This window comes from Candidatus Saccharimonadia bacterium (genome assembly GCA_035544015.1).
Classification (GTDB): Bacteria; Patescibacteriota; Saccharimonadia; order UBA4664; family UBA4664; genus UBA5169.
Genome location: DATKIP010000095.1, coordinates 16,794 through 38,270, shown reverse-complemented (window position 1 = coordinate 38,270; position 21,477 = coordinate 16,794). Strand labels below are relative to the sequence as shown.

Sequence of the window (21,477 nt, the reverse complement as noted above, 5' to 3'; positions counted from 1 at the left end):
TGTTTGGAACACCACCAAGCAAGCTGTAGCCAATATTCAGCGTTCTACCTTTGAAGACACAAAAAAGGCCTTTACCGGCTATATTGCCGGAAGGCTGTTTAAATATGGTTTATGACGGTTTTGTTTTGAGAGGGCTATAGCAGGGAATAATGCCGCTATTATCCACCGTCGTATGGGCGAGATTACTTTTGGGCCCGGCTCCACCGGTCATGCGTCCATTCATACTTTGAAATATTACGGGAAAAAAGTAGTCGACGCCATCAATCAACGATGGGGTAGATTCCGATGCCTGAGTTGCGACATGAACGTACTACCGCGGCACTCCCGCAAGACCGCCTGCGCGAGAGGCTGGCGCTTGGAACCATCACGGCGCTCGTCGCCTCCGGATGTGCCGTCGAGGTGGCGACGGAGGTTCGTCAGATACCTTCGTGGATGCAATACGCCTTCCGGGGCCCGGGTCGAAGTCACGAGCGACCAAACCATGGGAGCCGACCGGCGCCTGGCGATGGCCAATGCGGCGCGGGGAGCTCCTATTTATTATACTTAGCCCGGCGCATGGTTTAATCTATAAGGGTACGTTTCTCGATAATCATACAGAGGATGGATTGCGCATGAGTAAAATCGCATTAATTACCGGCATTACTGGCCAGGATGGATCATATTTAGCGGAATTATTGCTGGAGAAGGGCTACCAGGTCCACGGCGTGAAGCGGCGGGCATCGACCTTCAATACCGGCCGGATCGATCATATTTTCCAAGATCCTCACGAGAGTCACAAGCGCTTAACCCTTCACTTTGGGGACGTCGCTGATGCCAGTAATATGTCGCGGATCATCGAACAAGTGAAGCCCGACGAGGTATACCATTTAGCCGCCCAAAGCCATGTGCGTGTGAGTTTTGATATACCCGAATACACCGGCGATGTGACTGGCCTTGGGACGTTGCGCATCCTTGATGCCATCCGAGAGAATGGGTCTAAGACCAAATTCTACCAGGCATCCTCTTCGGAGATGTTCGGCAAGGTCGTTGAGGTTCCGCAGACCGAGCAGACGCCATTTTACCCGCGCTCGCCCTACGGCGTAGCCAAGGTGTACGGATACTGGATAACAAAAAATTACCGAGAGAGCTACGGGCTGTACGCCTGCAACGGGATTTTGTTTAACCATGAAAGCCCGCGTCGCGGTGAGACGTTTGTCACTCGTAAGATTACCCGGGGTTTGGCGCGCATTAAGCTGGGCATTGATACTACGCTCTACATGGGTCACTTGGATGCCAAGCGGGACTGGGGCTACGCCAAGGACTATGTGGAGGGCATGTGGATGATGCTCCAGCAGGACGAGCCCGATGACTACGTGCTGGCCACCAATGAGACCCACAGCGTGCGAGAATTTATAGAAGTAGCCGCCGCTCAGCTCGGGTTTGACCTCGTGTGGCGAGATAAGGGCCTCGACGAGACTGGGGTCGACGAGAAGACGGGCAAGACGATAATCCGAATCGACCCGGCCTACTTTCGGCCGGCCGAGGTGGAGCTGCTGATTGGTGACTACTCGAAAGCCAAGAAGCAGATGGGCTGGGAACCCACAGTCAAATTCAAGGAGCTCGTTGAGCTCATGGTTACGGCTGACCTTACGGTCGAGACCCAGTTAGCTGGGTTGGCGAAATGATCAAACTGATCAAATCCAGCTTTCACCATGAGGCCCAGACCAAACGGGCGTTGGCTGATTTTATCTTGAACGAGTCCATGCTGAGCATGAATAAGCAGTGCGCAAGCTTTGAGCAGGCGTTTGCCGCCAAACAGGAGCGGAAGTTCGCCGTATACGTGGGTAACGGGAGCGTCGCCAACCTGCTTTTGATTCAGGCTATGATGAATCTGGGTAAACTCAAGCGCGGCGACAAGGTGGGCTTTTCGGCCCTCACCTGGCCCACTAATGTGATGCCGTTGATCCAGCTGGGGCTTGAGCCCGTAGCTATTGACTGCCGACTCGAGACGCTCAATGTCTCGCCCCATCACCTTGAGGAAAAGGCAGAAGGCCTGAAAGCGCTCTTCCTCACCAATGTCCTGGGATTTTGCGACGACCTGCCGCGCCTGGCTGAGCTTTGCGCCGAGAAGGGCATCACACTCATTGAGGACAATTGCGAGTCCTTGGGCTCCCGAGCCGGCGGCAAGCTGCTGGGTAACTTTGGTATGGCTTCGACGTTCTCATTCTTCGTGGGCCACCATATGTCCACGATTGAGGGCGGCATGATCTGCACCGACGACGATGAGCTGCACGATCAGCTCGTGATGGCGCGAGCGCACGGTTGGGACCGTAATCTCACCCCCCAAAAACAGGAGAAGCTGCGGACAGAGGCCGGAGTCGACGCTTTCTACGCGAAGTACACTTTTTACGACCTCGCCTCTAATTTCCGGCCAACCGAAATTAACGGGTTCATCGGCAACATCCAGGTCAAGTTTTGGGACGAAATTGTGTCTAAGCGTGTGGGTAACTTTGATCGATTCTGCGACGCCATGAACCAGAATGACGACTTCCACCACTATGATTTATCCCACATGGAGATAGTGTCGAATTTTTCGATGCCAATCATTTGCAAAACACCCGAGCTAGCCCAGCAGTATCGAGATAAATTCACCGCCGCTGAAGTAGAGATCCGGCCGGTGATTGCCGGAAATATGACCAAGCAGCCATTTTACAAAAAGTATGTCCAGGATGTATCCCCGCGGCCAAATTCTGACCTGGTGCACGCGAACGGGTTTTACTTCGGCAACAATCCGGAAATGACCGACGCGGAGCTCGATATTCTCTGCGGGTTACTGGGGAAATAATCGCCATGCCAATCGACAAGACGGCTAGGCTCTACATCGCAGGACACGGCGGACTTGTGGGTGCCGCGGCCAAGCGGAGGCTTGAAGCAGCCGGCTACACCAATATTATCGTCCGGACCCGGGCTAAACTAGACTTAATGGACTCGGCGGCGGTTGGTAAGTTTTTTGCAGACGAGCGGCTCGACTACGTGATTGATTGCGCGGCCAAGGTGGGGGGCATCAAGGCTAATATGACCTACCCGACCGAGTTCCTGTACGAGAATCTGCAAATCCAGAACAATTTGATATGGTCGGCCAAAGAGGCGGGCGTGAAAAAATTTGTCTTCCTCGGGAGCTCGTGTATTTACCCACGCGAATCGCCACAGCCGATGAAAGAGGAATACTTCATGACTGGGCGGCCCGAGCCCACGAATGAGGCTTATGCATATGCGAAGATTGCCGGAATGAAGCTGTGCGAGTTCATTTATGATGAACATCATATGAACTTTATATCTTGCATGCCGACAAACGTGTATGGCGAGAATGATAACTTTGATCCGGAGACCTCGCATGTTATCCCTTCGCTATTGCGGCGGATGCACGAGGCCAAGGTGAGCAACGCTCCGGAAGTGGTAATCTGGGGGACGGGCGTGAGCCGTCGGGAGTTCCTGCACGTCGACGACCTTGCGGACGCCATTATGTGGCTGTTGGAGAGCTACGACCAGAAGCAGTTCCTGAACATCGGTACCGGCGAAGACGTTTCGATTAAAGAACTGGCGATATTAGTTAAGGAGCTGGTGGGATACGAAGGCGAGCTGGTGTTTGACGCCACCAAGCCCGATGGCATGCCCAAGAAGCTGCTCGATGTATCGAAGCTCCACGAAGCGGGCTGGAAGCACAGCATAGAGCTCAAGGATGGGCTAAAGCGTACCTACGAATGGTACCTCTCCGGCCAATAAAAGGTACAATACTTGTATGTCGACTTTAATCTTAGTTCTCTATGTCCTATCGACGTCACTTGGCCTCGTAGTTTTGAAGTTGGGGACTACGGGCGGTCTGCCCATTAGCCTGGCTGAGAATAAACTGCAATTTCACTTTAATATTTACAGTTTGAGTGGGCTGGCGTTGTATGCCGTTAGCTTCGTGCTTTATCTATACTTAATCTCCAAAAACGACCTCGGGTATATCATTCCGCTGGCTACGGGTTTGGTTTATGTGGTAATTTTCTTTGCCTCATTTGTGGTGCTCAAGGAGGCGTTCTCGGCCACCAAGATTCTGGCCATTGGGCTTATACTGATGGGCGTTATTATCTTGAATGTAAAGAAATAGTTCATGATGCGATTAGCCGTCCTGCGCCCATATGTTGTCCTAGGGCTGGTCTACCTGGCGGCCGGTCTGTTGGGTAATTTTACGCTGGCAGCCATTGTGGTCTCGCTGTATCTAACATACCAACTTATTAGTCGGTGTTTGTCGCGGGATATTTTTGACAGCGCCGTTTTCATAATACTGATTACGCCGTTTTTCTACGCTCTTTTGCTACAGTGCATTGCTCTCATGGCTTGGGTGTTTAATCATAATTTCCCCTTATTGGCGGCGGCCCCCGCCTGTGTGTTGTTTCTGCTCGTTCTGAATGCGCTAACGACGCGTTCGCTCAAGCGAATGACTACCCCCTCCGCAAAAACGAAGGTACGCTTTGCGCCTGCGGCTGACCTCGTAGCAATAATGATCGCTACGCTCATTATTACCTGCATTGCCATTCTGCCATTAATAACAACCAAAACGATGAACCCGGCCAGCATACTCAACTCAATCAACGGCAATGTTGACGACCTGGCTCACATTCAGCTACTAAACGATCGCGTACAGTTCGACCGGGGGATCTTGTTTCATACCAACATTTCTACTACGTTTCGAAGCTCGGCCACATATCCTTCCGGCTGGCACTCCGCCAATGCCATCCTCGTAAAGGCCGTAAACCCGGGCATTGAGCCCGGGCTAGACACCGTAATGGCCTATGTTGTGACGAAGTTTTTCTGGTTCTTTGTCTTGGTGTATGTGTTTGTTCGATCGGCTTTTGTGTTCGCGGGCAAACACGAACGCGGCCCTAAAGCGCCGCTGATTCGCGCGGTGCTACTAGCGATACTTTCGCTCATTACGGTTATTGCATTTTTGGTAGACATGTTTGGCTCTGGCTTTTATAGTTTCTTTCCGCAACTCACATCTCTCCTCCTGTTAATGCTCGTAGCTCTTCAGCTCAAACAGCCGGGTGACTTACCGGCTCTAGAAAAAACCCTGCCCATGGCAGCAATTTTGGTAATAAGCGGCTCGCTAACCTGGCTATTGCTTTTGCCTGCCGTACTGCTTGCGGGCGCCGTTGTCGTCGCCTTGTACATAAAAGGTTCGAGGCTTAGCCAAGTACTCCGTCGCATTAGCGGTAGCATATTTGCGTATCTGCCCCTTTATATTTTGTTGGGCGGAGCCCTGCTGGTGCAGTATTACGTCATAGCAGCAGATAAAACTTCGGTGAGTTTCTTGCACGCAATTGTGCTTCCGGGGGGGACGCCGACATATACCAACTTTGTGTACCTCCTCATCGCAATTGGGGTTGCCCTGTGTCTGGCAAGAATAGTGCGCGAGGCTCGGTTTGCCTTAAATTCCAATCTGATAATAATGGCCTGTTTACTGGCACTGGCGAGCGTGTTTTACGGCATACAGCTCCACTTCACGGGGCAGCTGGCCTACTACTACTTCAAGGTCATGACGGCAGTAGTAGTTCTAGCGGTTCCCATTGCGATTGCTGGCTTCATCTGGACGATCGAGCGCATATCAAACGATTATATGTATTCCACAATGATTGTTACTGGCGTGTTTTTCTCGCTCTTGCTTCTCCCGCAAATTGCCGTCGGTGCCACCATACGCTATCTCAGCGGTCATCGAGATATATCCCCGCAAACTCAGCAGTCGGTTTATGCTGGGCTCCAGGCAACGCTCGCCACAACCTACAACCAGCCATCCTATACGATCTATTTTATTCCCGGCAAAGCCGCTGAATCGGACTTTGCTACCATGGCTCTTAAAACCAATAAGCCGTCCAGTACCTGCTTCGATACGGCTCGTCGGGTTTTTAATTTTACTGCCAACCCGGCGGAACACACGGATGACATAAGAGCCGATTGCGGGGGCCTGGATAAATTAGAGGTTCTTACCAATCAAGAAACTATTAGCGAGCTAAAGTCCACCGTTGCTGCGGCTAGCCTTGAGAAGATAATCACGGTTCGGCTTATTGGAGATGATGCAAAATGAAGGGCTATTTGAGGAGTTTTCCCAAGAGCGTTTGGCTTTTTCCGATACTCCCGTTGCTGGTCATCTGCGCTCTGTCGGCGTTGCGCATTAGCGGCAGCTCGGTGGGCATGTATCACCAGCTCCTCTACGGTTCGGGGACGGATAAAAATCTACTACTCGGCTCTTCTCAGCCGATCAGATCGGATGAATGGATGGTGGGAACGCCGTTGACGGTGTCGCAGTCGCACTTCGGCTACCCTCAAATTGACCCGATGATTGGCGATGGTTTTGATGCGTCTATTTTGGCTGACCTGCCTGCCAAGGACTGGTCGGCGATCTTTAAGCCTCAGAATCTCTCGTTTTTTGTCCTGCCGCTTGAGCAAGCTTTTGCCCTGAAGTGGTGGATATTGGGTTATCTGCTCATTGTCTCGGCCTACTTTTTGACCCTTATACTACTGCCGGGGCGCCGACTGGTGGCGGCTTTTCTGTCCTCTAGTTTATTCTTTTCGCCCTTTGTCCAGTGGTGGTATTTGACGGGAACACTCGGCTCTATCGCCTATTGCATCCTGGCTTCGGTTATTTTTATACACCTCATACGCTCGGTGGATCGAAAAAAGACCGTCTGGCTTACACTAGCCTTGGCCTATGTACTAACATGTTTTGCCCTTTTGATCTATCCCCCATTCCAAATCCCGTGCGCCCTGGCCGCCGCTGCCTTGTGTATGGGTTTTTTACTTGAAGAAACCAAGCTACTGACATGGCGGCTGATAGTAAAGAAGCTGATGCCGGCGGTGGTGGCGGTGGTGGTGTGCGGGGTGATGGTGGGGCTGTTTGTGGTAACGCGCAGCCAGACTATTTCGGCGATCACCGGGACGGTCTACCCGGGCCACCGGGTGGCGGCCAGCGGTGGGTACCCGCCCTACTTATTTATGGATGGTTTTTTGGACAACCGGCTTCAGGATCTCGGCCGGGCGAGCCATTATGTTTCTAACCAGAGCGAGGACTCCAGCTTTATTTACCTCTGGCCGTACCTGATTATTCCGTCGATCTTTTTGCTGGTACGGCAACGGCGGGCGCGCAAGCAGTTCGATTATGCGCTGCTGTTTGTGAATGTGCTGTTGGTTATCTTTGCAGCCCGCATGCTGCTGCCGATGCCGGAGGTACTGGCTAAGGTCTTTCTGCTCTCGAGCATCCCACACGACCGGCTCAAGATAGGCTTGGGGGTGCTGAACTTTTTGCAGCTCGTTTTGGTGCTGCGACATCTGCGGCAGTCTAAGTTGCCACGCTCTTGGGCGATTGGCTTCGGGGGATTGGCGGTAGTGGCGCAGATGATTGTGGGCTACACGATTCTCCATAACTTCCCGCTCTACTCGCCGCGCGTGCGGGTATTTGGATTGCTGGCACTAACGGTTGGCCTAATCGTTTATCTGGCTTTGCGGCGGCACCTCTTGGCTATGGGCGCGGTCCTGCTGGGACTGAGTTTATTTACGTCTCTAGCGGTTAACCCGCTGTATGTGGGGCTGGGCGAGCTGACCCACTCGCGGCTCGGAGATGCGGCCAAAAGCGATCCGGGTGGGACTCAAAGCGGCTGGGTTTACATGGGGAATATGACTTCGACGAACGTACTTGCGGCATACGGCCTGCATTCGTATTCCGGCACATTCCTTTACCCGCAAATGGCTTACCTGAAAGAGCTCGACCCTGACGGAAAGTATACGAACGTGTATAACCGGTATGCGCACGCCATTTATGGGATTGGTGATCCGGCGGTTAAGGGCTTCCGGCTGAACAGCCCGGACTCGTATTCGGTAGATTTTCGGCCGTGTGCCAGCCCCTTTAAGGAACACATTCAGCGTATCGCCAGCCAGTTACCTCTAGGCGAGCCTTGCTTGAAGCTTGACGTTACCGTAACATACCCCGCTAACGCGTTTTACATCTATAGCGTCCATTAGCGGCCGACCGCGCACGTAGGTTTTGGCCTGGTATAATATCCTGCAGAGACAGATCATATTACTGTGATGGGACATAAAGACAGGTCATGCAAACCACAAAATCCGCGTTGGTAATTTCTTATGGTCCCGTACCGACGGAGCAATTTCAGACCATCGAGGGCGGCGGGATGCGCGCCTGGGGACTGGCGACTGGGCTGCAGAAAAATGGCTCCGACGTAACGGTCGCGATTCATGAGAGCTTCCGCCAAACCATTCCGGAATACGAGGGAGTGAAGCTGACCAACTGGTCGAACGAGAACCTTGGCTTGCTGGTCAACCGTTACGACACGGTAATCATGAGCTACTGCATGGGCGAACCGTCGGGGATTGTGACGAAGGAAATCGGCGGCCGCGTGCAGCTGATTCTGGACGCATACGTACCGATTTTTGTGGAGATTTCCGCGCGGCAGTCGGAGCACCTGGAACAGGAATATATTGCCTATATGCGCGAGCTGAATCGGTTTGATCTGGCGCTGGGGCGCGGGGATCACTTTCTGTGCGCCAACGACGCACAGAAAACTTTTTATACTGGCGTACTGTCGGCACTGGGGCGGATTAATCCCATTACGTATTCGAAAGAAATCATCGAGGTGTTGCCATTTGGCATCGTCAGCGAGAACTCGGAGGCGGTGAAACCGGCTGAGGTACCGGGGGTTGAGGATAAGGATTTCGTGATCCTGTGGTTCGGGGGGTTGTACCCCTGGTTTGATATTCGCAATCTGGTGAAGGCGGTGGAGCGGATGGCGGCCGGGGGTAAGCGAGTGAAATTATTGATCGTGGGGGGCAAGAATCCGTTTAATCCCAACCCCACCTTCTTCAAGCAATATGATGAGACGGTGGCATACGCCGAGGCTAACGGCCTAGCCGACAAGCTGGTGTTTTTTGTGGATTGGGTGGACTATGCAAAACGGGCGGAGTGGTACGCGCGAGCGAACGTCGTGATCAGCCTCAACAGCGCGGGCCAGGAGAACCAATTCTCCTGGCGCACGCGGGTGATGGATTTCGTGTGGGGTAACCTCCCGATAGCCACGAATGGCGGAGACCCCCTGAGCGAGACTTTGATCAAAGCGGGGGCCGCCTACCGCCTGGAGGGAACAGACGTCGCTAGAATGGCTGAGCAGCTGTCTGAACTGTACAACAAGCCCGAAATGCTGGCGAAGCTCAAGGAGCAGCTGAAGCCGCTACGTGAAGGCTACTTCTGGGAGTCTATGACCAAGGGTTTGGCGAAGCGGATTGAGGCCGGGACGCGGGCGGACGATCTGGTGCTGGACCCCAGCGTGAAGAAACAGGTGGACACCGGGCAGCTGTCGGCCCGGCTTGCGAAGCTGCCCGGTGTGCGGCACGCGCTGAAGGCTGGGCAGGTGAAGGGCTACGTGCAGCGCTATGGAGTGCGGTCGTCGGTGAAGCAGGCCTACTATACCGTACGACATGCCATGGACCGTTCGAAAGAGCGCCAGTACGTATTCGTTTCCCACCCCCTCAACCAAACTGGTGGCCCACTGGCGCTGATAGAAATGATTGCCGAGTTTGCCAAGCAGGTGAGCCCGCGGCGAATATTGTTGGTGGCACCCCATATCGACTCGCAACATCTCGGGAAGCTACGGCGAATGGGCATCAGGATCGACGGTATGGATATGCGCATCGGGCCGCGCGCGCTGGTGCCAAGGCTCAATCTTAAGCCCAATGACTTCGTGCTCATGAACACCTCGGCCATTCCCGGCAACTACCGCGACGGCATACTGAGCCTGCTGGCCAGCGGCGGCCTCAAGCGAGCGTATTGGTATGTACACGAGGACGACCCCGAAGCGCAATTCGACAGCTCGCGGGTACGCAAGAAAATCCGACACCTGTTGAACGAGAAAAAACTGGTGATCGGCGTGCCCTCGGTGAGGATGCGCAAGAAGTATGAGGATTTCTTTGAGTCCCCGATCGAAATAATTGAATTACACGCGGATGTTGATGCGGCATACAAGCAACCACGGGCGAAATCTGACTTCGAAAAGCTGGATTTCGTGATCTCAGGAGTGGCGGCCGGCGGGCGCAAAGGTCACTCCGTTGCCTTGTTTGCATTTTCAAAATTCCTCACCGAGCACTACGTAGGGAACGAGTCGAAATATCGGGACTTTTCGCTCAAATTTATCGGGCTGGGTGACGACTATTTGTCTGAGCAGCTCAAGACCATCGGCACCGAGGTGCTAGGCGATAAGTTTGGGTTTTTGCCGACCATCAGCCGGCACGAGGCGCTGAAGGTGATGCACGATTGCAACGTGGTGATTTGCTGCTCATTGATGGAGGCGTTCGGGTTGTATGTGGCCGAGGGTATGTATATGGGGCACGTGGTGCTCCGTAACGACTGCTCCGGGCTTGAGGAACAACTGAAGCCGGGCGTAAACGGATATGAAGTTGATGATAGCGATATCGACCAGTTTGCGGAGGTTTTGGAGCGTATCCTCAACAAGACCACGACCAGCAACGAGAAGCTCCAGCGGATGGGACTAGCGTCGCAGGAGATGATCAAGCACTACGCAAGCAACAGTTATTTCGAGCGGCTACAGGAACTGGAAGCTCGCTAGGGTGTAACCGCGTAAAAGGCGGTGCCTTCGAAAATGTAGCCGCCGGTAGCCAATGCTTGGTCGCGCTCAACCGTGCTGATAGTGAAGAAGTGCATGTTGTTGCTCTTGTTGAGGAGGCGGAACACCGGGGAGACACCGGGATCGCCGCCGCGGCTGGCAAGGTAGCCGGTACCTTCGATGACAAACCCGACGCCCACATCTTGGTTGGCTTCGGCCTGACTGCTGGTATAAAAATGGTAGTCGGTTTGGCGATTATACAGGCGGATAATTGGGGTCAGATTGCCGCCGTTCGCGATGCCGACGTAGAAGCTGACGCCCTCGAGCGCGTAGCCGACGCCAATGGCCTGATCGCGCTCGGTGGGATTTATGGTGTAGAAGTGGCGGTCTGATTTGCGGCTGTAGAGCCGGTAAAGCGGCGTGGAGAGTATGGCGGGCGACGGGGTGAGGGTAAAGACCGCACCGCCGGATTGGGTGAGGATATTGGATGCGTCGGAGGTCCTCACTACAGCTGACCCGGATGCCACATTGACCGAGGCAGAGCCGCTGCCCACGATGGCCTTGAAGGTGATCGTGGCAAAGAGGTTATCGCCCGAAACGGACGTGGTGGCGCCACGGGCAAGCTGAATGCTGCCGCTGGCGATAGAGCTGGAAGCGTCGACGTCGAAGGCGGTGCCGACCGCGCTGACGCTGACGTACTGCAGCTGTGCGGGATTGTAGGTGAAGTTGGCCTGGACGGCGTTCACCAGGTCGGCAGAGGAATTGACCCGGATTTGGATCGAGATGTTGTTGCCGTTTTGGACGGATGCGGCGGCCGGGGTGAGGTACAGTTGCTGGACGATCGCGTAGGATCGGCCGGGCAGACTCAAGGTACCGGCAGCCACGAACACCGCCAAGGCCCCGATATAGGCTACAAATCTACGGCGCAATGGCATAGAAAGCTACCCCTTCGTACAGGTAAGCTCCGCTGGCTACAGCTTGGTCGCGCTCACTCGCATTGATGGTAAAGAAGTGCATGTGGTTGCCCCTGTTGAGCAGGCGGTAAACGGGGGAAACACCGGGGTCGCCGCCATTACTGGCCAGGTAGCCGGTACCTTCGATGATGAATCCCACGCCCGTGTCTCGGTTGGCTTCGTCTTGGCTGTTGGTATAGAAATGATAATCGGTAGAGCGGTTGTAGAGCCGGTAGACGGCGGAGAGGTTGCCCCCGCCCGAAGTCGATACATAAAAGCTCACCCCTTCGAGGGCATAGCCCTGCCTGATGGCGCTGTCCCGCTCGGTTGGGCTAACAGTGTAGAAGTGCCGGTCGCTGCTGCGCTTGTAGAGACGGTACAACGGTGCCGTAAGTGATGCGCCGCCGGTCGTGGGACCGAACCAGCTTTCAAAGATGCCTGGGAGTGCTTGCCCGAGATGCGGCGTGTAGGTGTAGAAAGAGGCAGTGGCGCCAGTCTCGAGGTGGACGCCCTGACCGTCGATCGTAACGTCGCCGGAGAAAAATGTGGGGGCGCACGAAGTAGCCGCGCAGCGCTTGTACGTGCCCTGGGTCATGAATCCGCCGTACGTGATGTTGCCGTTGTCCTGCCAGCCGGTGTTGCCGTAGCTGCGCTCTTTGTTGAACTTCAGCTGCCAGCTACCCCACCAGACTTGCCGTGAGAAACCGGCCCAGCCCTCATGGCTTACGCAGGTCTGAAACACGTTTATGTTCGGGTAGTCATAGCGGGCATTGCCGTCCGGGCAGCCATAACCCATCGCTGATGTCATCACAACATTGCCGCAGCCAATGCCGCCGGTTATCAAACTTTCCTCTTTCTGGAGGGTGGCGAGAATTACTTGAGGGTTTATACCCCATTCCGCTGCCGCCCTGGCGATGATGTGGGCCGCACTGACGCTCCCGGTGTAGGTCCAAGCACTGCCGTTCCAGTTGGGATCGACATCGTGGTAATTAGCCAGACATGGACCCTTGGACGCCAAGAAGGCTTGAATTTGAGATTCGTTCATGGTCGAGGTGTTGTCGAACACAGCATCGTCCATGAGCCGGCCGTTACTATAGGCATGAACGGGGGCGGACATGGTGGCATTGAACGACACTCCAGTCAGTAGGAGCACAACGACCAACAAAAAACGCCTGGCCGTCATCATGGTGTCACCGTCAGCTGCCAGTCGGCCGATTTGGCGGTTTGGCCGTCTTTGGTAGCCACGGCGTGAATTTTCCAGGTGCCGGCGGTTAGCCCGACCGCTTTGGCGTCCCACTGGATTTCAACGACGTAAACGCCATTGCCGGCGCTGGCCGGTTTGGCGGCCAAGGTCTTGGTTTGCCCGGTGGCGGAAGTCAGCTCGAATCCACAGCTGGCTCCGGCCACTGTTTCACAGGTGGAGTCCATGCCCGAGCCATACTGTGTTGCGGGGTTTGGCTCGCTCAGATGGACCGTTTGTTTATTGAGAAATTGGCCGGCGGGGACAGGAATGGTGGTTGCCTGCGCAGGAGCCGGGGGTGTAGCCGTGGGGACGGGCCTATTCGAGGTGGCCGTGCCTGGAGTGGGAGCCGGGGGAGTAGTCGAGCTATAGGGGGTGGGCGTTGGAGAAGGATGGACGGTGCCAGTGCTAGAAGTGCGCCTCGAGGCTATGGCGACGCCCGCTATGATCACGACAACAGCTACCACGCCCGCAGTTACCAGGAGTTGGCGTCGGGTTGGTTTGGGAGACCTGGGCGGTAGCTTTTTGGCCATTGTTTTGACCCCTCGCGGGCTAAGATATTGCCTCAATCATATCATAAGAACAAAGGATTCTAGAGGGTCGCGCGATGGTTCTTTATGGTTAAGTTGGGGTTGAAGGAAGGGTCGGGTGGGCCTTCGAGTCCAGAAGGTAGCGGCAGGGTTGAGGGCGGGAGGGGGCAATTCGCGAGCCTCAATTGGGCATATGGCCAAAAAATGTTGCGCAAACCCGCCTGATGCAGCCTCAAACACAAGTTCAGGCAGGAGCCGGGCGCACCCGAGGCGAGGTTGCGTAGTAGCGCAGTTTTGACAGCGTAACAACCTTCCGGAACCACCATAAACGACCGCGGCCAGCTGCTCAGCCCTAATAGGGTAAACTCGGGCGCGACGATGTTTTGGGTCAGCAGCTGCAAGCGGCCGGCCGCGACTACATAGCCGGCTGGCGCAAGGCCCTTACCATTGAGGACGGCCGCTGAAACCACGCCCACATCCGGCTGAATGGCCCGTGCGGCCAGCTCCCGGATCCAATCGCCCCCGGTGGCCGCGATGCCATCGGCAAGATAGATAAGTAGATCATACCGGTCGAGTGCCGAAGCGCTTTGCGCTGGGGTTAGGACGTCGATGCCCGGGATTGTGGGGCCGGACGACACGACGGCCACCCGCGTCTCGGCAGGGAGGTCATATTTCAGGCGGTAAGCCGTAGCTTGGCCAGGCACATCTTCGACGTTGGCGGGAAGACCGAGACGCTTCACGTGCTCGCCCAGCGCCCGGCGGCCGGCGTCAGCGGCGTAGTCTTTTTCGCTAATGACCGAGGCGGTGGAGCTCTGCGCCATCCGCCAATGGTATGAAACGCGCGGAACGTGTTTGATTACCGGGTCGAACTGGAGGAGCCTTAGGATAAAGTCGTAATCCTGGGCGCCGTCGAAGGCCGGTCGCAAGCCGCCGGCTTTTTTGGCTAAATTGGCACGAACACTAAAAAAGTGGCATGCATAGCTGGAAGTTAAGATTAGTTCAGGGTCAAAATCTGGCTTGAAGAAGGCATAAAAGCGTTCTTTCCCGTCCTCGGATATTTTATCTTCATCGCTGTAGAATATCTGGATGGTGTGGTCAGAATCAAGTGCGGCGGACATTTCGGACAAGGCAAAAGGCGCGATCACATCGTCGTGATCGAGGAAGCTAACAAACCCCCCTGTCGCGACTTCAATGCCAGCATTAGTGTTGCCGGAGATGTGCAGATTTCGGGCCAATTCCACAACTTTGATCCGACCATCGCGCTTGGCAGCCCGACGCACTTGCTCGGCGTCGGCGGCCGTTTCGCAGGCATTCACCAATACCAACTCCCAGTTCGGGTAGGTTTGGGCGACAACGGAGTCGATCAGCGGCTCCAGGTAGCGTGCAGTGTATTTGTGGGTTGGAACAATAATGCTGAACTTGGTTTTACCGGACGAGTCCGGACCGGCTTGGGATTCGCGCTCGACCACCCATTTGGTGTATTCGCGGTAGCGGTATTTTCTGGCCGCGGCGGATACCCGTCCGTATAGACCGGCACGCTTTAGCAAATCCTTCGCAAGTTTTCTGGCCGGCGTGATCTTCATTGGTCTGATTATACATAAGCAAAGCGTCAGATGACTTATACTTAGACATCATGGACACAGTAGCAAAAACCCAACTATCCGGACCTGGCGTGGCAATCGTGGTCTTGGGGTGGAACAACAAAGCATTATTGGATGAGTGTTTTGCCTCGATAAAGTCGCAAACATATCAAAATCTACAGACGATCTATGTGGATAACGGCTCGAAAGACGGTTCGGCCGAGCACGTCCGAAAGACGCATCCGGAGGTGGATGTGATTGATACTGGATTCAACAACGGCTTTGCGGTTGGCAACAACATCGGTTTCAAGCGGGCACTGGAGGACAAGAACTGCCGCTATGTGGTGGCACTCAATACCGATGCCGTCATTACGCCAGAGTGGACCAGTCGGCTGGTAGCATTTGCCGCTGCGCATCCCCAGGCCGCGTGCCTTCAGGGGCTGACTCTGAACTATTTCAAGCGTGAACTGGTAGATTCTACGGGTATTTATGTAGACGGCCGGGCGGCGCCCCTCCAGATTGGCTACAACCTGCCCTACGACGGCTCCGGCAGCCGGAAAGTATTTGGGGTAAATGCCGCGGCCGCCATGTATACCCGGATATTCCTAGACCGGCAACCCTTTGGCGACGACTACTTCGACCCCGACTTGTTCATGTACTACGAGGACGTCGACCTGTCGGCGCGGGCGCTGGCGCTGGGCATGGAAAACTATTTTTGCGCCGAGGCCGTGGCCTACCATATGGGGTCGGCGTCCAGCGGCGGCAATCCCAAATTCATGCTCACGATGGTGCACCGCAACCTGCCACTGGTGCTGCTCAAGAGCTTCCCGGCGTCGGTTATTTTGAGGGCGTTGCCCCGCTGGACCTGGGTGGAACTGTTGCGGGTTTTTAATTTCGTGCGCGAAAGACGCTACGGACTAGCTTTAGCCATTATTAAAGGACGGCTGAGAGGGCTGATCTTGCTGCCGCGGTTTTGGGCCAAGCGGCGCAGACTGTTGCGTCTTGGGAAGTCGAATACGGCCGAATTTAGGCGGTTGATGTGCGGCTAGGAGACTTTGATGGGGCTAGTGCGGATTTCTGGAGCCACCAGACCGCCGGTGGGCTCCTCGCGAATCACGTTGAAAGAAATGGCTTCGTTGAACCAGTCGTAATAGTTGGTGGCAGACATGTCGCAAGCGGCTACACTCACCGCATGACGGCCACCGCCGAAGATATTCTGAAACTCCCAGGTGATTTCGATGAGGTCTCCGGCCTTGGTGGGCGGGGTCTTGACCTTGGACCGGCGGGTGTTGCCATCCATTACGACGGCATCGTTCGGCGCGTGCACAGTAAAGCCGTACAGCGTGGGCGGCAGGTCCTCGTACGATTTGAACTGGCAGGTCAATACGACGTTTTGCTTGACGACAGTGGCGGACGCCCGCTCCAGGCGCAATTTTCCCGAACCCCACCGGGTCTGACCAGCCTCGAGAGCCGGCCCCGAAACTTCGATCATGCCGGCGGCCGCAACGTCTTCGGAGAACAGCCGCTGGTAAGCTTGTGCGACCTCTTCGGGTGAGCCGGCGGTCACAATCTTGCCGTCTTCGAGCATGATGGCGCGGTCGCAATATTGGCGCACGGCACTCATATCATGCGTCACGAGGATGACAGTGGTATCGGTCTTCTTGAGGAGCATGAAATAGTCGTAACATTTGCGCTGGAAGGCGGCGTCGCCCACCGCTAGCACCTCGTCTATCAACAAAATGTCGCTTTTGGCGCGGATCGCGATAGAAAAAGCCAGCCGCACCTGCATGCCCGAGGAATAGTTTTTGAGCTTCTGGTCCATGAATTCGGACAATTCGGCAAACTCGACAATTTCGTCGTACAAGTTCCCCATTTGCTGGCGGTCGAAGCCCAAAAGTGCGCCGTTGAGGTAAACATTTTCACGGCCGGTAAGTTCGGGATTGAAGCCTACCCCCAGCTCGATAAACGGCGTGAGGCTGCCGTGCACCGTGACAGATCCGACATTCGGGGAGTAGATTTGCGCCAGCAGCTTGAGGAGGGTGCTCTTGCCGCTGCCATTGCGCCCGACAATTCCGAAGAACTCGCCCTTTTTGATATCAAACGAGAGCCCGGTGAGCACATGTTGGATCTCATACTTTTGGCCGGGCCGGAAATTGAGAAGGGCCTGCTTGAGCCCGGTGTATTGCTCATGGGGGAGTTTGAAATTCTTGCTGACGCGGTGCAGTGAGATGGCAATGGGTTCGGTCATCACACGATCTCCGCAAAATATTTTGACGTGCTGCGGAAGTAGAGTCCGGCCGATATGCTCACAAGCACAACGACGGCGAACGGGAAGGCAATGGCCAGCCAATTGTGCGTGAGCTGGGCCTGCGTGGTGGTCTGCGGGGTTATGAGCACATACCTGGCGTCTTGAACGATCTGAGCCATAGGATTGAGCATTAGGACCTTGGAGAGGAATAGGCTCTTACCAATCACCAGCGACATCGGATAGAGGATGGGGGTGGCGTAGAAGGCCGCCTGCAGACCGAGCTCCCAGATATAGGTGATGTCGCGGTACTTTACATAGAGCGCGGACAGGAAAAACGCCAGGGCCAAAGCCAGGGCGTACAATTCCACGATAATCAAGGGAAATAACAGCGCGATTGGCCGGAACTCAACGCCCGATCCGAGGATAAAAATAAATACTACGACCAGGCTGATGCCGAGGTTGATGAGGGCCGAAATGGTGCCAGAAATGACGATGATGTATTTGGGGAAATTGATCTTACGGATGAGGTCGCCGCGGCCAACGATCGACTGTAGGCCGTTGTTGGTGGCTTCGACGAAGAAACTCCACAGCACAATGCCAAGGAGCAAATAAACCGGGTAGTGTTCGATGTTTGAAGTGATTTTGAGGATGAACCCAAAGACAAAGAGCAAAATGCCAAACAGAAACAGCGGGCGGATGAGTGACCACAAATAACCAAGTGCCGACCCTTGATAGCGCAACTTAAATTCGGTAGCCACGAGCTCACGCAAGAGGGCGCGGTTTCGATGGCTGAAGATATTCGACAGATTCATGACTGAATGAATTATAATCTATCGCAGTACTATCATGAAATTACCTTACGTGGTCATCCCCAACTGGAACGGAGCGGATATGCTTGCCGAGTGCTTGCGGTCGTTGGCCCAGCAAACGCTGGCGCACCGCGCGATCGTGGTCGACAACGGATCGGTGGACGGTTCAGTGGAGCTGATCCGGCGGGAATTTCCGGACGTGGAGGTGTTGGAATTTGCGGATAATGCTGGGTTTGCGGGCGGAGTGAACCGCGGGATTCGGCCGGCTCTACGAGCGGGCGCCGAGTACGTGGCTCTCCTCAATAACGATGCGGTGGCCGGGCCGGAATGGCTTGAGAGACTGGTGCACACAGCTAAGGCCAATCCGCGGGCGGGTATGGTGGCGGGCAAGATTGTCACCCAGGACGGCAAGCACATTGATTCAACGGGAGACTTCTATTCCATTTGGGGATTCCCCTATCCCCGCGGGCGGGGCGAAGCGGATCGCGGGCAGTATGACAGCCCCGGGAATCGGCGCGTGTTTGCGGCGTCGGGAGGTGCAAGCTTGTACCGGACGGCGATGCTGCGGGAGGTTGGGCTGTTTGACGAGCGGTTTTTCGCATACTTCGAGGACGTGGATATTTCATTTCGGGCACAGCTGGCTGGTTGGGGTGTAGCATACGAGCCGGCGGCGGCGGTGCGACACTTCATTGGCGGGACGAGCTCGCGCATGGACGGTGGCGCTGCAAAGGCGGGCACCGGGGCACCCGATGGCCATAGCCGTCCCAGCGCATTTGCGCGGTATCATACCGTGAAGAATTTTAGCTACCTGTACACCAAAAGCATGCCGGGGTGGCTGTATTGGAAGTATTTGCCGCTATTTTGGGCGAGCTGGGCGATGATGTTGGTGAGCGACGCGCGGCGGGGGCTACTGGGCAGCAACTTGCGCGCGAATGGGACGGCATTGGTGCACATGCCGGGCATATTGGCGAGCCGATGGCGCATCCAGGCGCAGCGCGCAGTGAGCGTAGCGGCGATCGATGCGTTGCTAGTGCATGCACTCCCTCCGTTGCAGCGTAAGCGTTTTGAACAACTGGGCTGGGTGAGGCCGCACCAATGAAAATCGTCATCGACGCCCGCATGTTGTTTTGGACCGGCATTGGCCGCTATACGCACGCACTGCTCGATGAGCTGCAGCAGGCGGATCACGACAACAGCTACACGGTCTTGATACGGCGTGCCGATTGGGGCTTGTGGGAGCCAAATGTGCCTAACTTCACCAAAGTTGAGTCGAGCATTAATCCGTATTCTTTTGGCGAGCAATGGGCACTGTGGCTGCAGCTGCGGGCACTGCGGGCCGATGTGGTGCACTTTACGGCACCCAATGCTCCCCTGCTCTATCGCGGCCGGCGCGTAGTGACGGTGCACGACCTGACGCTGCTCGACTTTGACACCAGCCGCGGCCGGGGCGTGGGCAAGTGGCTGCGGGGACTCAAGCGAATCCCCTTCCGGCTGGTGCTAGCCGGCGACGTGCGGTTGGCGGCGGGCCTCATTACCGTCACCGACTACGTGCGTGACCAGCTGGTGGGGCGATTTGGGGCGCGGGCGGAGCGCCTGCACACTACTCTGCTCGCAGCCGACCCGCAGCTGGCGCAGCCGGAGCCCCTGGAGCGATTCGGCAAGCTGGGAAAATTCGTGCTGTACGTGGGCAACGCCTATCCGTACAAGAACATTGGCACGATGATTGAGGCGCTAGCGGCGCTGCGGGAGTCGCACGCCGATCTGGGCTTGGTAATTGCCGGCAAGCGTGATGAGTTTACGTCCGAACTGGAGCGACGAGCGGCCGAGCTGGGCGTGGGTGAGCGGGTACGGTTTGTGGGCTTTGTGAGCGACGGCGAGCTGGTGGCGCTGTACCGGGCGGCGGCAGCCTACGTGAACCCGTCTTTGAGCGAGGGGTTTGGGCTGCAGGGGCTGGAGGCAATGACGCAAGGTTTGCCGGTGGTGGCGGCCCGCGCCACGTGCCTGCCCGAGGTGTACGGCGAGGCGGCGGAATACTTTGATCCGCGGGAGCCGGCAGACCAGGCGGCGGCCCTGGCGCGGGTGCTCGATGATGCGGCTCTGGCCGAACGGCTGCGCACGGCTGGGCGCGCCCGCGTGCGGCAGTTTTCGTGGCGGCGGATGGCCGAGCAAACGCTCGCGGTGTATCAGGCGGCCAGCGGCCGCAACTCGGCGTACTAGGCCGGCAGCACGACGATGCGGCGGTCGTGGCCGTCGCCGCGCGACTCGGTTTGGACGCCGTCGATTTCGCGCAGCGCCATGTGAACGATGCGGCGATCGGCGGGATTCATGGGTTTGAGCTCTTCTTCGGCGCCCGATTCTTTGACGCGGGCGGCGGTGTCGCGGGCCAGCTCCTCGAGCGAGTGGCGGCGGGCCTCACGGTAGCCGGCGATGTCGACCATGACGCGCGGGGCGAGGCCGTCGTGGGCTTTGACCATTTGGTTGACGAGATACTCGAGCGCACGCAACGTTTCGCCGCGGTGACCGATGAGCCGGGGGCTGGCCGGAATGCTATCAATGCTGAGTTCGATGCCGTCATCAGTCACGTCGGCCGCCACCTGGACGTTTACCCCAAAAAAGGCCACGAGTTCTTCGAGGCGGAGCTTGGCAAATTCGAGGGTGTCACTCATTATTTTTTCCTCCGCTTTTTGGTCTTGGTGGAGACTCCGGCAGCGGGGGTGATGGGACCGGTGAGTTTCGGGGAAGGAGTGCCGGCTTCGAGCTCCTCGACATCGCGCCGCAACACGAGGTATTGCTGCAACACCGCGATGAGGCTAGCGGTGAGCCAGTAGAGCGGGAGCGCCGAGGGCAGCGACAGGCCAATGAAGAAGGTGAGCGCCGGGAAAACATAGATCATACCGGCCATCACCTGAGCCTGAGTGTCGCCCTTCTGGTGCTTGGGGGTGATCTGTTTGGTTTGGATAAACTGTGCGAGCGCGGCTAGAGCGGCCAGGATGGGCGAGGCCTTGGTGAGGTCGATGAGATTAAAGAGGGTGGGCTTGAATGCGGCCTTGTTGGCAATAATGTCGGCAATGGGACCGAGGTGCTTCACCGGTTCGTAGACAATATGCGCCAATTCTCCGGGCTTGACGATGTCGCGTAGCACAATAAACAGGGCAAAGAAAATCGGCAGCTGAATGAGGAGCGGCAGGAACGAGGCGAATGGATTGATTTCGCGTTCCTTGTAGAGCTCCATGGTGAGTTTGCCTTCAAGCGTACGATCGCCGGCGGCCTGCTCTTTGATGCGCTTGAGCTCAGGCTGGAGCTCCTGGAGCGCCCGCTGCGAGTGAAGCTGACGCGTGACGAGGGGCCAAAGCAGCCCGCGGATGATGGCCGTGAGAATGATAATGGCGAAGCCAAAGTCGTGGACGAAGCCATAGAGGATGGCTAGGAGGTTGAAGATGGGGTAGACGAGTATGGTATTGAACATGGCTT

18 protein-coding genes are annotated in these 21,477 nt (G+C 56.1%); 10 read left to right on the top strand and 8 right to left on the bottom strand.

Annotated elements, in window-relative coordinates:
* Positions 1–611 precede the first annotated feature (611 nt).
* The 7 genes from gmd to VMT30_08790 all read left to right on the top strand — a co-directional run bounded on the left by gmd (position 612) and on the right by VMT30_08790 (position 10,649).
* Positions 612–1,664: a GDP-mannose 4,6-dehydratase gene (gmd, locus tag VMT30_08820; GenBank protein HVQ45030.1), complete on the top strand. Its 1,053-nt coding sequence runs from the start codon at positions 612–614 to the stop codon at positions 1,662–1,664.
* Positions 1,661–2,824 carry a DegT/DnrJ/EryC1/StrS aminotransferase family protein gene (locus tag VMT30_08815; GenBank protein HVQ45029.1) on the top strand — a complete coding sequence of 388 codons (1,164 nt, stop codon included), beginning with the start codon at positions 1,661–1,663 and terminating at the stop codon, positions 2,822–2,824. The genes gmd and VMT30_08815 overlap by 4 nt, the downstream gene beginning before the upstream one ends.
* Positions 2,825–2,829: 5 nt before the next feature.
* On the top strand, positions 2,830–3,762 hold the full coding sequence (locus tag VMT30_08810) for a GDP-L-fucose synthase (GenBank protein ID HVQ45028.1): 933 nt from the start codon (positions 2,830–2,832) through the stop codon (positions 3,760–3,762).
* 16 nt (positions 3,763–3,778) lie between these two features.
* The gene (locus VMT30_08805) at positions 3,779–4,132 is read left to right on the top strand and encodes a hypothetical protein (protein ID HVQ45027.1); all 354 of its coding nucleotides are present in this window, start codon (positions 3,779–3,781) and stop codon (positions 4,130–4,132) included.
* A 3-nt stretch (positions 4,133–4,135) separates the two neighbouring features.
* On the top strand, positions 4,136–6,106 hold the full coding sequence (locus tag VMT30_08800) for a hypothetical protein (protein HVQ45026.1): 1,971 nt from the start codon (positions 4,136–4,138) through the stop codon (positions 6,104–6,106).
* Complete coding sequence (locus VMT30_08795) at positions 6,103–8,037, top strand: hypothetical protein (protein ID HVQ45025.1); 1,935 nt, start codon at positions 6,103–6,105, stop codon at positions 8,035–8,037. Before VMT30_08800 ends, VMT30_08795 begins: the two co-directional genes overlap by 4 nt.
* A gap of 86 nt (positions 8,038–8,123) precedes the next feature.
* Positions 8,124–10,649: a glycosyltransferase family 4 protein gene (locus VMT30_08790; protein ID HVQ45024.1), complete on the top strand. Its 2,526-nt coding sequence runs from the start codon at positions 8,124–8,126 to the stop codon at positions 10,647–10,649.
* Here VMT30_08790 and VMT30_08785 read toward each other — a convergent pair.
* The 4 genes from VMT30_08785 to VMT30_08770 form a co-directional block, all read right to left on the bottom strand.
* Positions 10,646–11,581 (bottom strand): cohesin domain-containing protein, encoded by a 936-nt coding sequence (locus tag VMT30_08785; protein HVQ45023.1) that lies wholly within the window; start codon positions 11,579–11,581, stop codon positions 10,646–10,648. The genes VMT30_08790 and VMT30_08785 overlap by 4 nt on opposite strands.
* A complete protein-coding gene (locus VMT30_08780; protein HVQ45022.1) occupies positions 11,565–12,785 on the bottom strand; it encodes a hypothetical protein in 1,221 nt (406 codons plus the stop codon). The genes VMT30_08785 and VMT30_08780 overlap by 17 nt, the downstream gene beginning before the upstream one ends.
* Positions 12,782–13,027 carry a hypothetical protein gene (locus VMT30_08775; protein HVQ45021.1) on the bottom strand — a complete coding sequence of 82 codons (246 nt, stop codon included), beginning with the start codon at positions 13,025–13,027 and terminating at the stop codon, positions 12,782–12,784. The genes VMT30_08780 and VMT30_08775 overlap by 4 nt, the downstream gene beginning before the upstream one ends.
* Positions 13,028–13,431: 404 nt before the next feature.
* Positions 13,432–14,952: a glycosyltransferase gene (locus VMT30_08770; GenBank protein ID HVQ45020.1), complete on the bottom strand. Its 1,521-nt coding sequence runs from the start codon at positions 14,950–14,952 to the stop codon at positions 13,432–13,434.
* A 50-nt stretch (positions 14,953–15,002) separates the two neighbouring features.
* Between VMT30_08770 and VMT30_08765 the strand changes: the two genes are divergently transcribed.
* On the top strand, positions 15,003–15,998 hold the full coding sequence (locus VMT30_08765) for a glycosyltransferase family 2 protein (GenBank protein ID HVQ45019.1): 996 nt from the start codon (positions 15,003–15,005) through the stop codon (positions 15,996–15,998).
* Here the strand turns inward: VMT30_08765 and VMT30_08760 are convergent.
* The gene (locus VMT30_08760; protein HVQ45018.1) at positions 15,995–17,197 is read right to left on the bottom strand and encodes an ABC transporter ATP-binding protein; all 1,203 of its coding nucleotides are present in this window, start codon (positions 17,195–17,197) and stop codon (positions 15,995–15,997) included. The two genes, VMT30_08765 and VMT30_08760, sit on opposite strands and share 4 nt — an antisense overlap.
* Positions 17,197–18,009: an ABC transporter permease gene (locus tag VMT30_08755; GenBank protein HVQ45017.1), complete on the bottom strand. Its 813-nt coding sequence runs from the start codon at positions 18,007–18,009 to the stop codon at positions 17,197–17,199. The genes VMT30_08760 and VMT30_08755 overlap by 1 nt, the downstream gene beginning before the upstream one ends.
* A 34-nt stretch (positions 18,010–18,043) precedes the next feature.
* On the opposite strand from VMT30_08755, the gene VMT30_08750 reads away from it, so the two are divergent.
* On the top strand, positions 18,044–19,105 hold the full coding sequence (locus VMT30_08750) for a glycosyltransferase family 2 protein (GenBank protein ID HVQ45016.1): 1,062 nt from the start codon (positions 18,044–18,046) through the stop codon (positions 19,103–19,105).
* Positions 19,102–20,223 (top strand): glycosyltransferase family 1 protein, encoded by a 1,122-nt coding sequence (locus tag VMT30_08745; GenBank protein ID HVQ45015.1) that lies wholly within the window; start codon positions 19,102–19,104, stop codon positions 20,221–20,223. Before VMT30_08750 ends, VMT30_08745 begins: the two co-directional genes overlap by 4 nt.
* On the opposite strand, the gene VMT30_08740 is transcribed toward VMT30_08745, so the two are convergent.
* Both VMT30_08740 and VMT30_08735 read right to left on the bottom strand, forming a co-directional pair.
* Entirely contained in the window at positions 20,220–20,672 is a 453-nt protein-coding gene (locus VMT30_08740; GenBank protein HVQ45014.1) for a R3H domain-containing nucleic acid-binding protein, read from the bottom strand. The two genes, VMT30_08745 and VMT30_08740, sit on opposite strands and share 4 nt — an antisense overlap.
* Positions 20,672–21,472: a YidC/Oxa1 family membrane protein insertase gene (locus VMT30_08735; protein HVQ45013.1), complete on the bottom strand. Its 801-nt coding sequence runs from the start codon at positions 21,470–21,472 to the stop codon at positions 20,672–20,674. Before VMT30_08735 ends, VMT30_08740 begins: the two co-directional genes overlap by 1 nt.
* Positions 21,473–21,477: the final 5 nt, after the last annotated feature.

Coding starts and splice junctions, on each gene's coding strand:
- VMT30_08760 (HVQ45018.1), bottom strand. CDS start 17,197: ATGACCGAACCCATTGCCATCTCACTGCACCGCGTCAGCAAGAATTTC.
- VMT30_08745 (HVQ45015.1), top strand. CDS start 19,102: ATGAAAATCGTCATCGACGCCCGCATGTTGTTTTGGACCGGCATTGGC.
- VMT30_08780 (HVQ45022.1), bottom strand. CDS start 12,785: ATGATGACGGCCAGGCGTTTTTTGTTGGTCGTTGTGCTCCTACTGACT.
- VMT30_08775 (HVQ45021.1), bottom strand. CDS start 13,027: ATGGACTCCACCTGTGAAACAGTGGCCGGAGCCAGCTGTGGATTCGAG.
- VMT30_08815 (HVQ45029.1), top strand. CDS start 1,661: ATGATCAAACTGATCAAATCCAGCTTTCACCATGAGGCCCAGACCAAA.
- VMT30_08765 (HVQ45019.1), top strand. CDS start 15,003: ATGGACACAGTAGCAAAAACCCAACTATCCGGACCTGGCGTGGCAATC.
- VMT30_08800 (HVQ45026.1), top strand. CDS start 4,136: ATGATGCGATTAGCCGTCCTGCGCCCATATGTTGTCCTAGGGCTGGTC.
- VMT30_08810 (HVQ45028.1), top strand. CDS start 2,830: ATGCCAATCGACAAGACGGCTAGGCTCTACATCGCAGGACACGGCGGA.
- VMT30_08805 (HVQ45027.1), top strand. CDS start 3,779: ATGTCGACTTTAATCTTAGTTCTCTATGTCCTATCGACGTCACTTGGC.
- VMT30_08755 (HVQ45017.1), bottom strand. CDS start 18,009: ATGAATCTGTCGAATATCTTCAGCCATCGAAACCGCGCCCTCTTGCGT.
- VMT30_08790 (HVQ45024.1), top strand. CDS start 8,124: ATGCAAACCACAAAATCCGCGTTGGTAATTTCTTATGGTCCCGTACCG.
- VMT30_08735 (HVQ45013.1), bottom strand. CDS start 21,472: ATGTTCAATACCATACTCGTCTACCCCATCTTCAACCTCCTAGCCATC.
- VMT30_08750 (HVQ45016.1), top strand. CDS start 18,044: ATGAAATTACCTTACGTGGTCATCCCCAACTGGAACGGAGCGGATATG.
- VMT30_08785 (HVQ45023.1), bottom strand. CDS start 11,581: ATGCCATTGCGCCGTAGATTTGTAGCCTATATCGGGGCCTTGGCGGTG.
- gmd (HVQ45030.1), top strand. CDS start 612: ATGAGTAAAATCGCATTAATTACCGGCATTACTGGCCAGGATGGATCA.
- VMT30_08795 (HVQ45025.1), top strand. CDS start 6,103: ATGAAGGGCTATTTGAGGAGTTTTCCCAAGAGCGTTTGGCTTTTTCCG.
- VMT30_08770 (HVQ45020.1), bottom strand. CDS start 14,952: ATGAAGATCACGCCGGCCAGAAAACTTGCGAAGGATTTGCTAAAGCGT.
- VMT30_08740 (HVQ45014.1), bottom strand. CDS start 20,672: ATGAGTGACACCCTCGAATTTGCCAAGCTCCGCCTCGAAGAACTCGTG.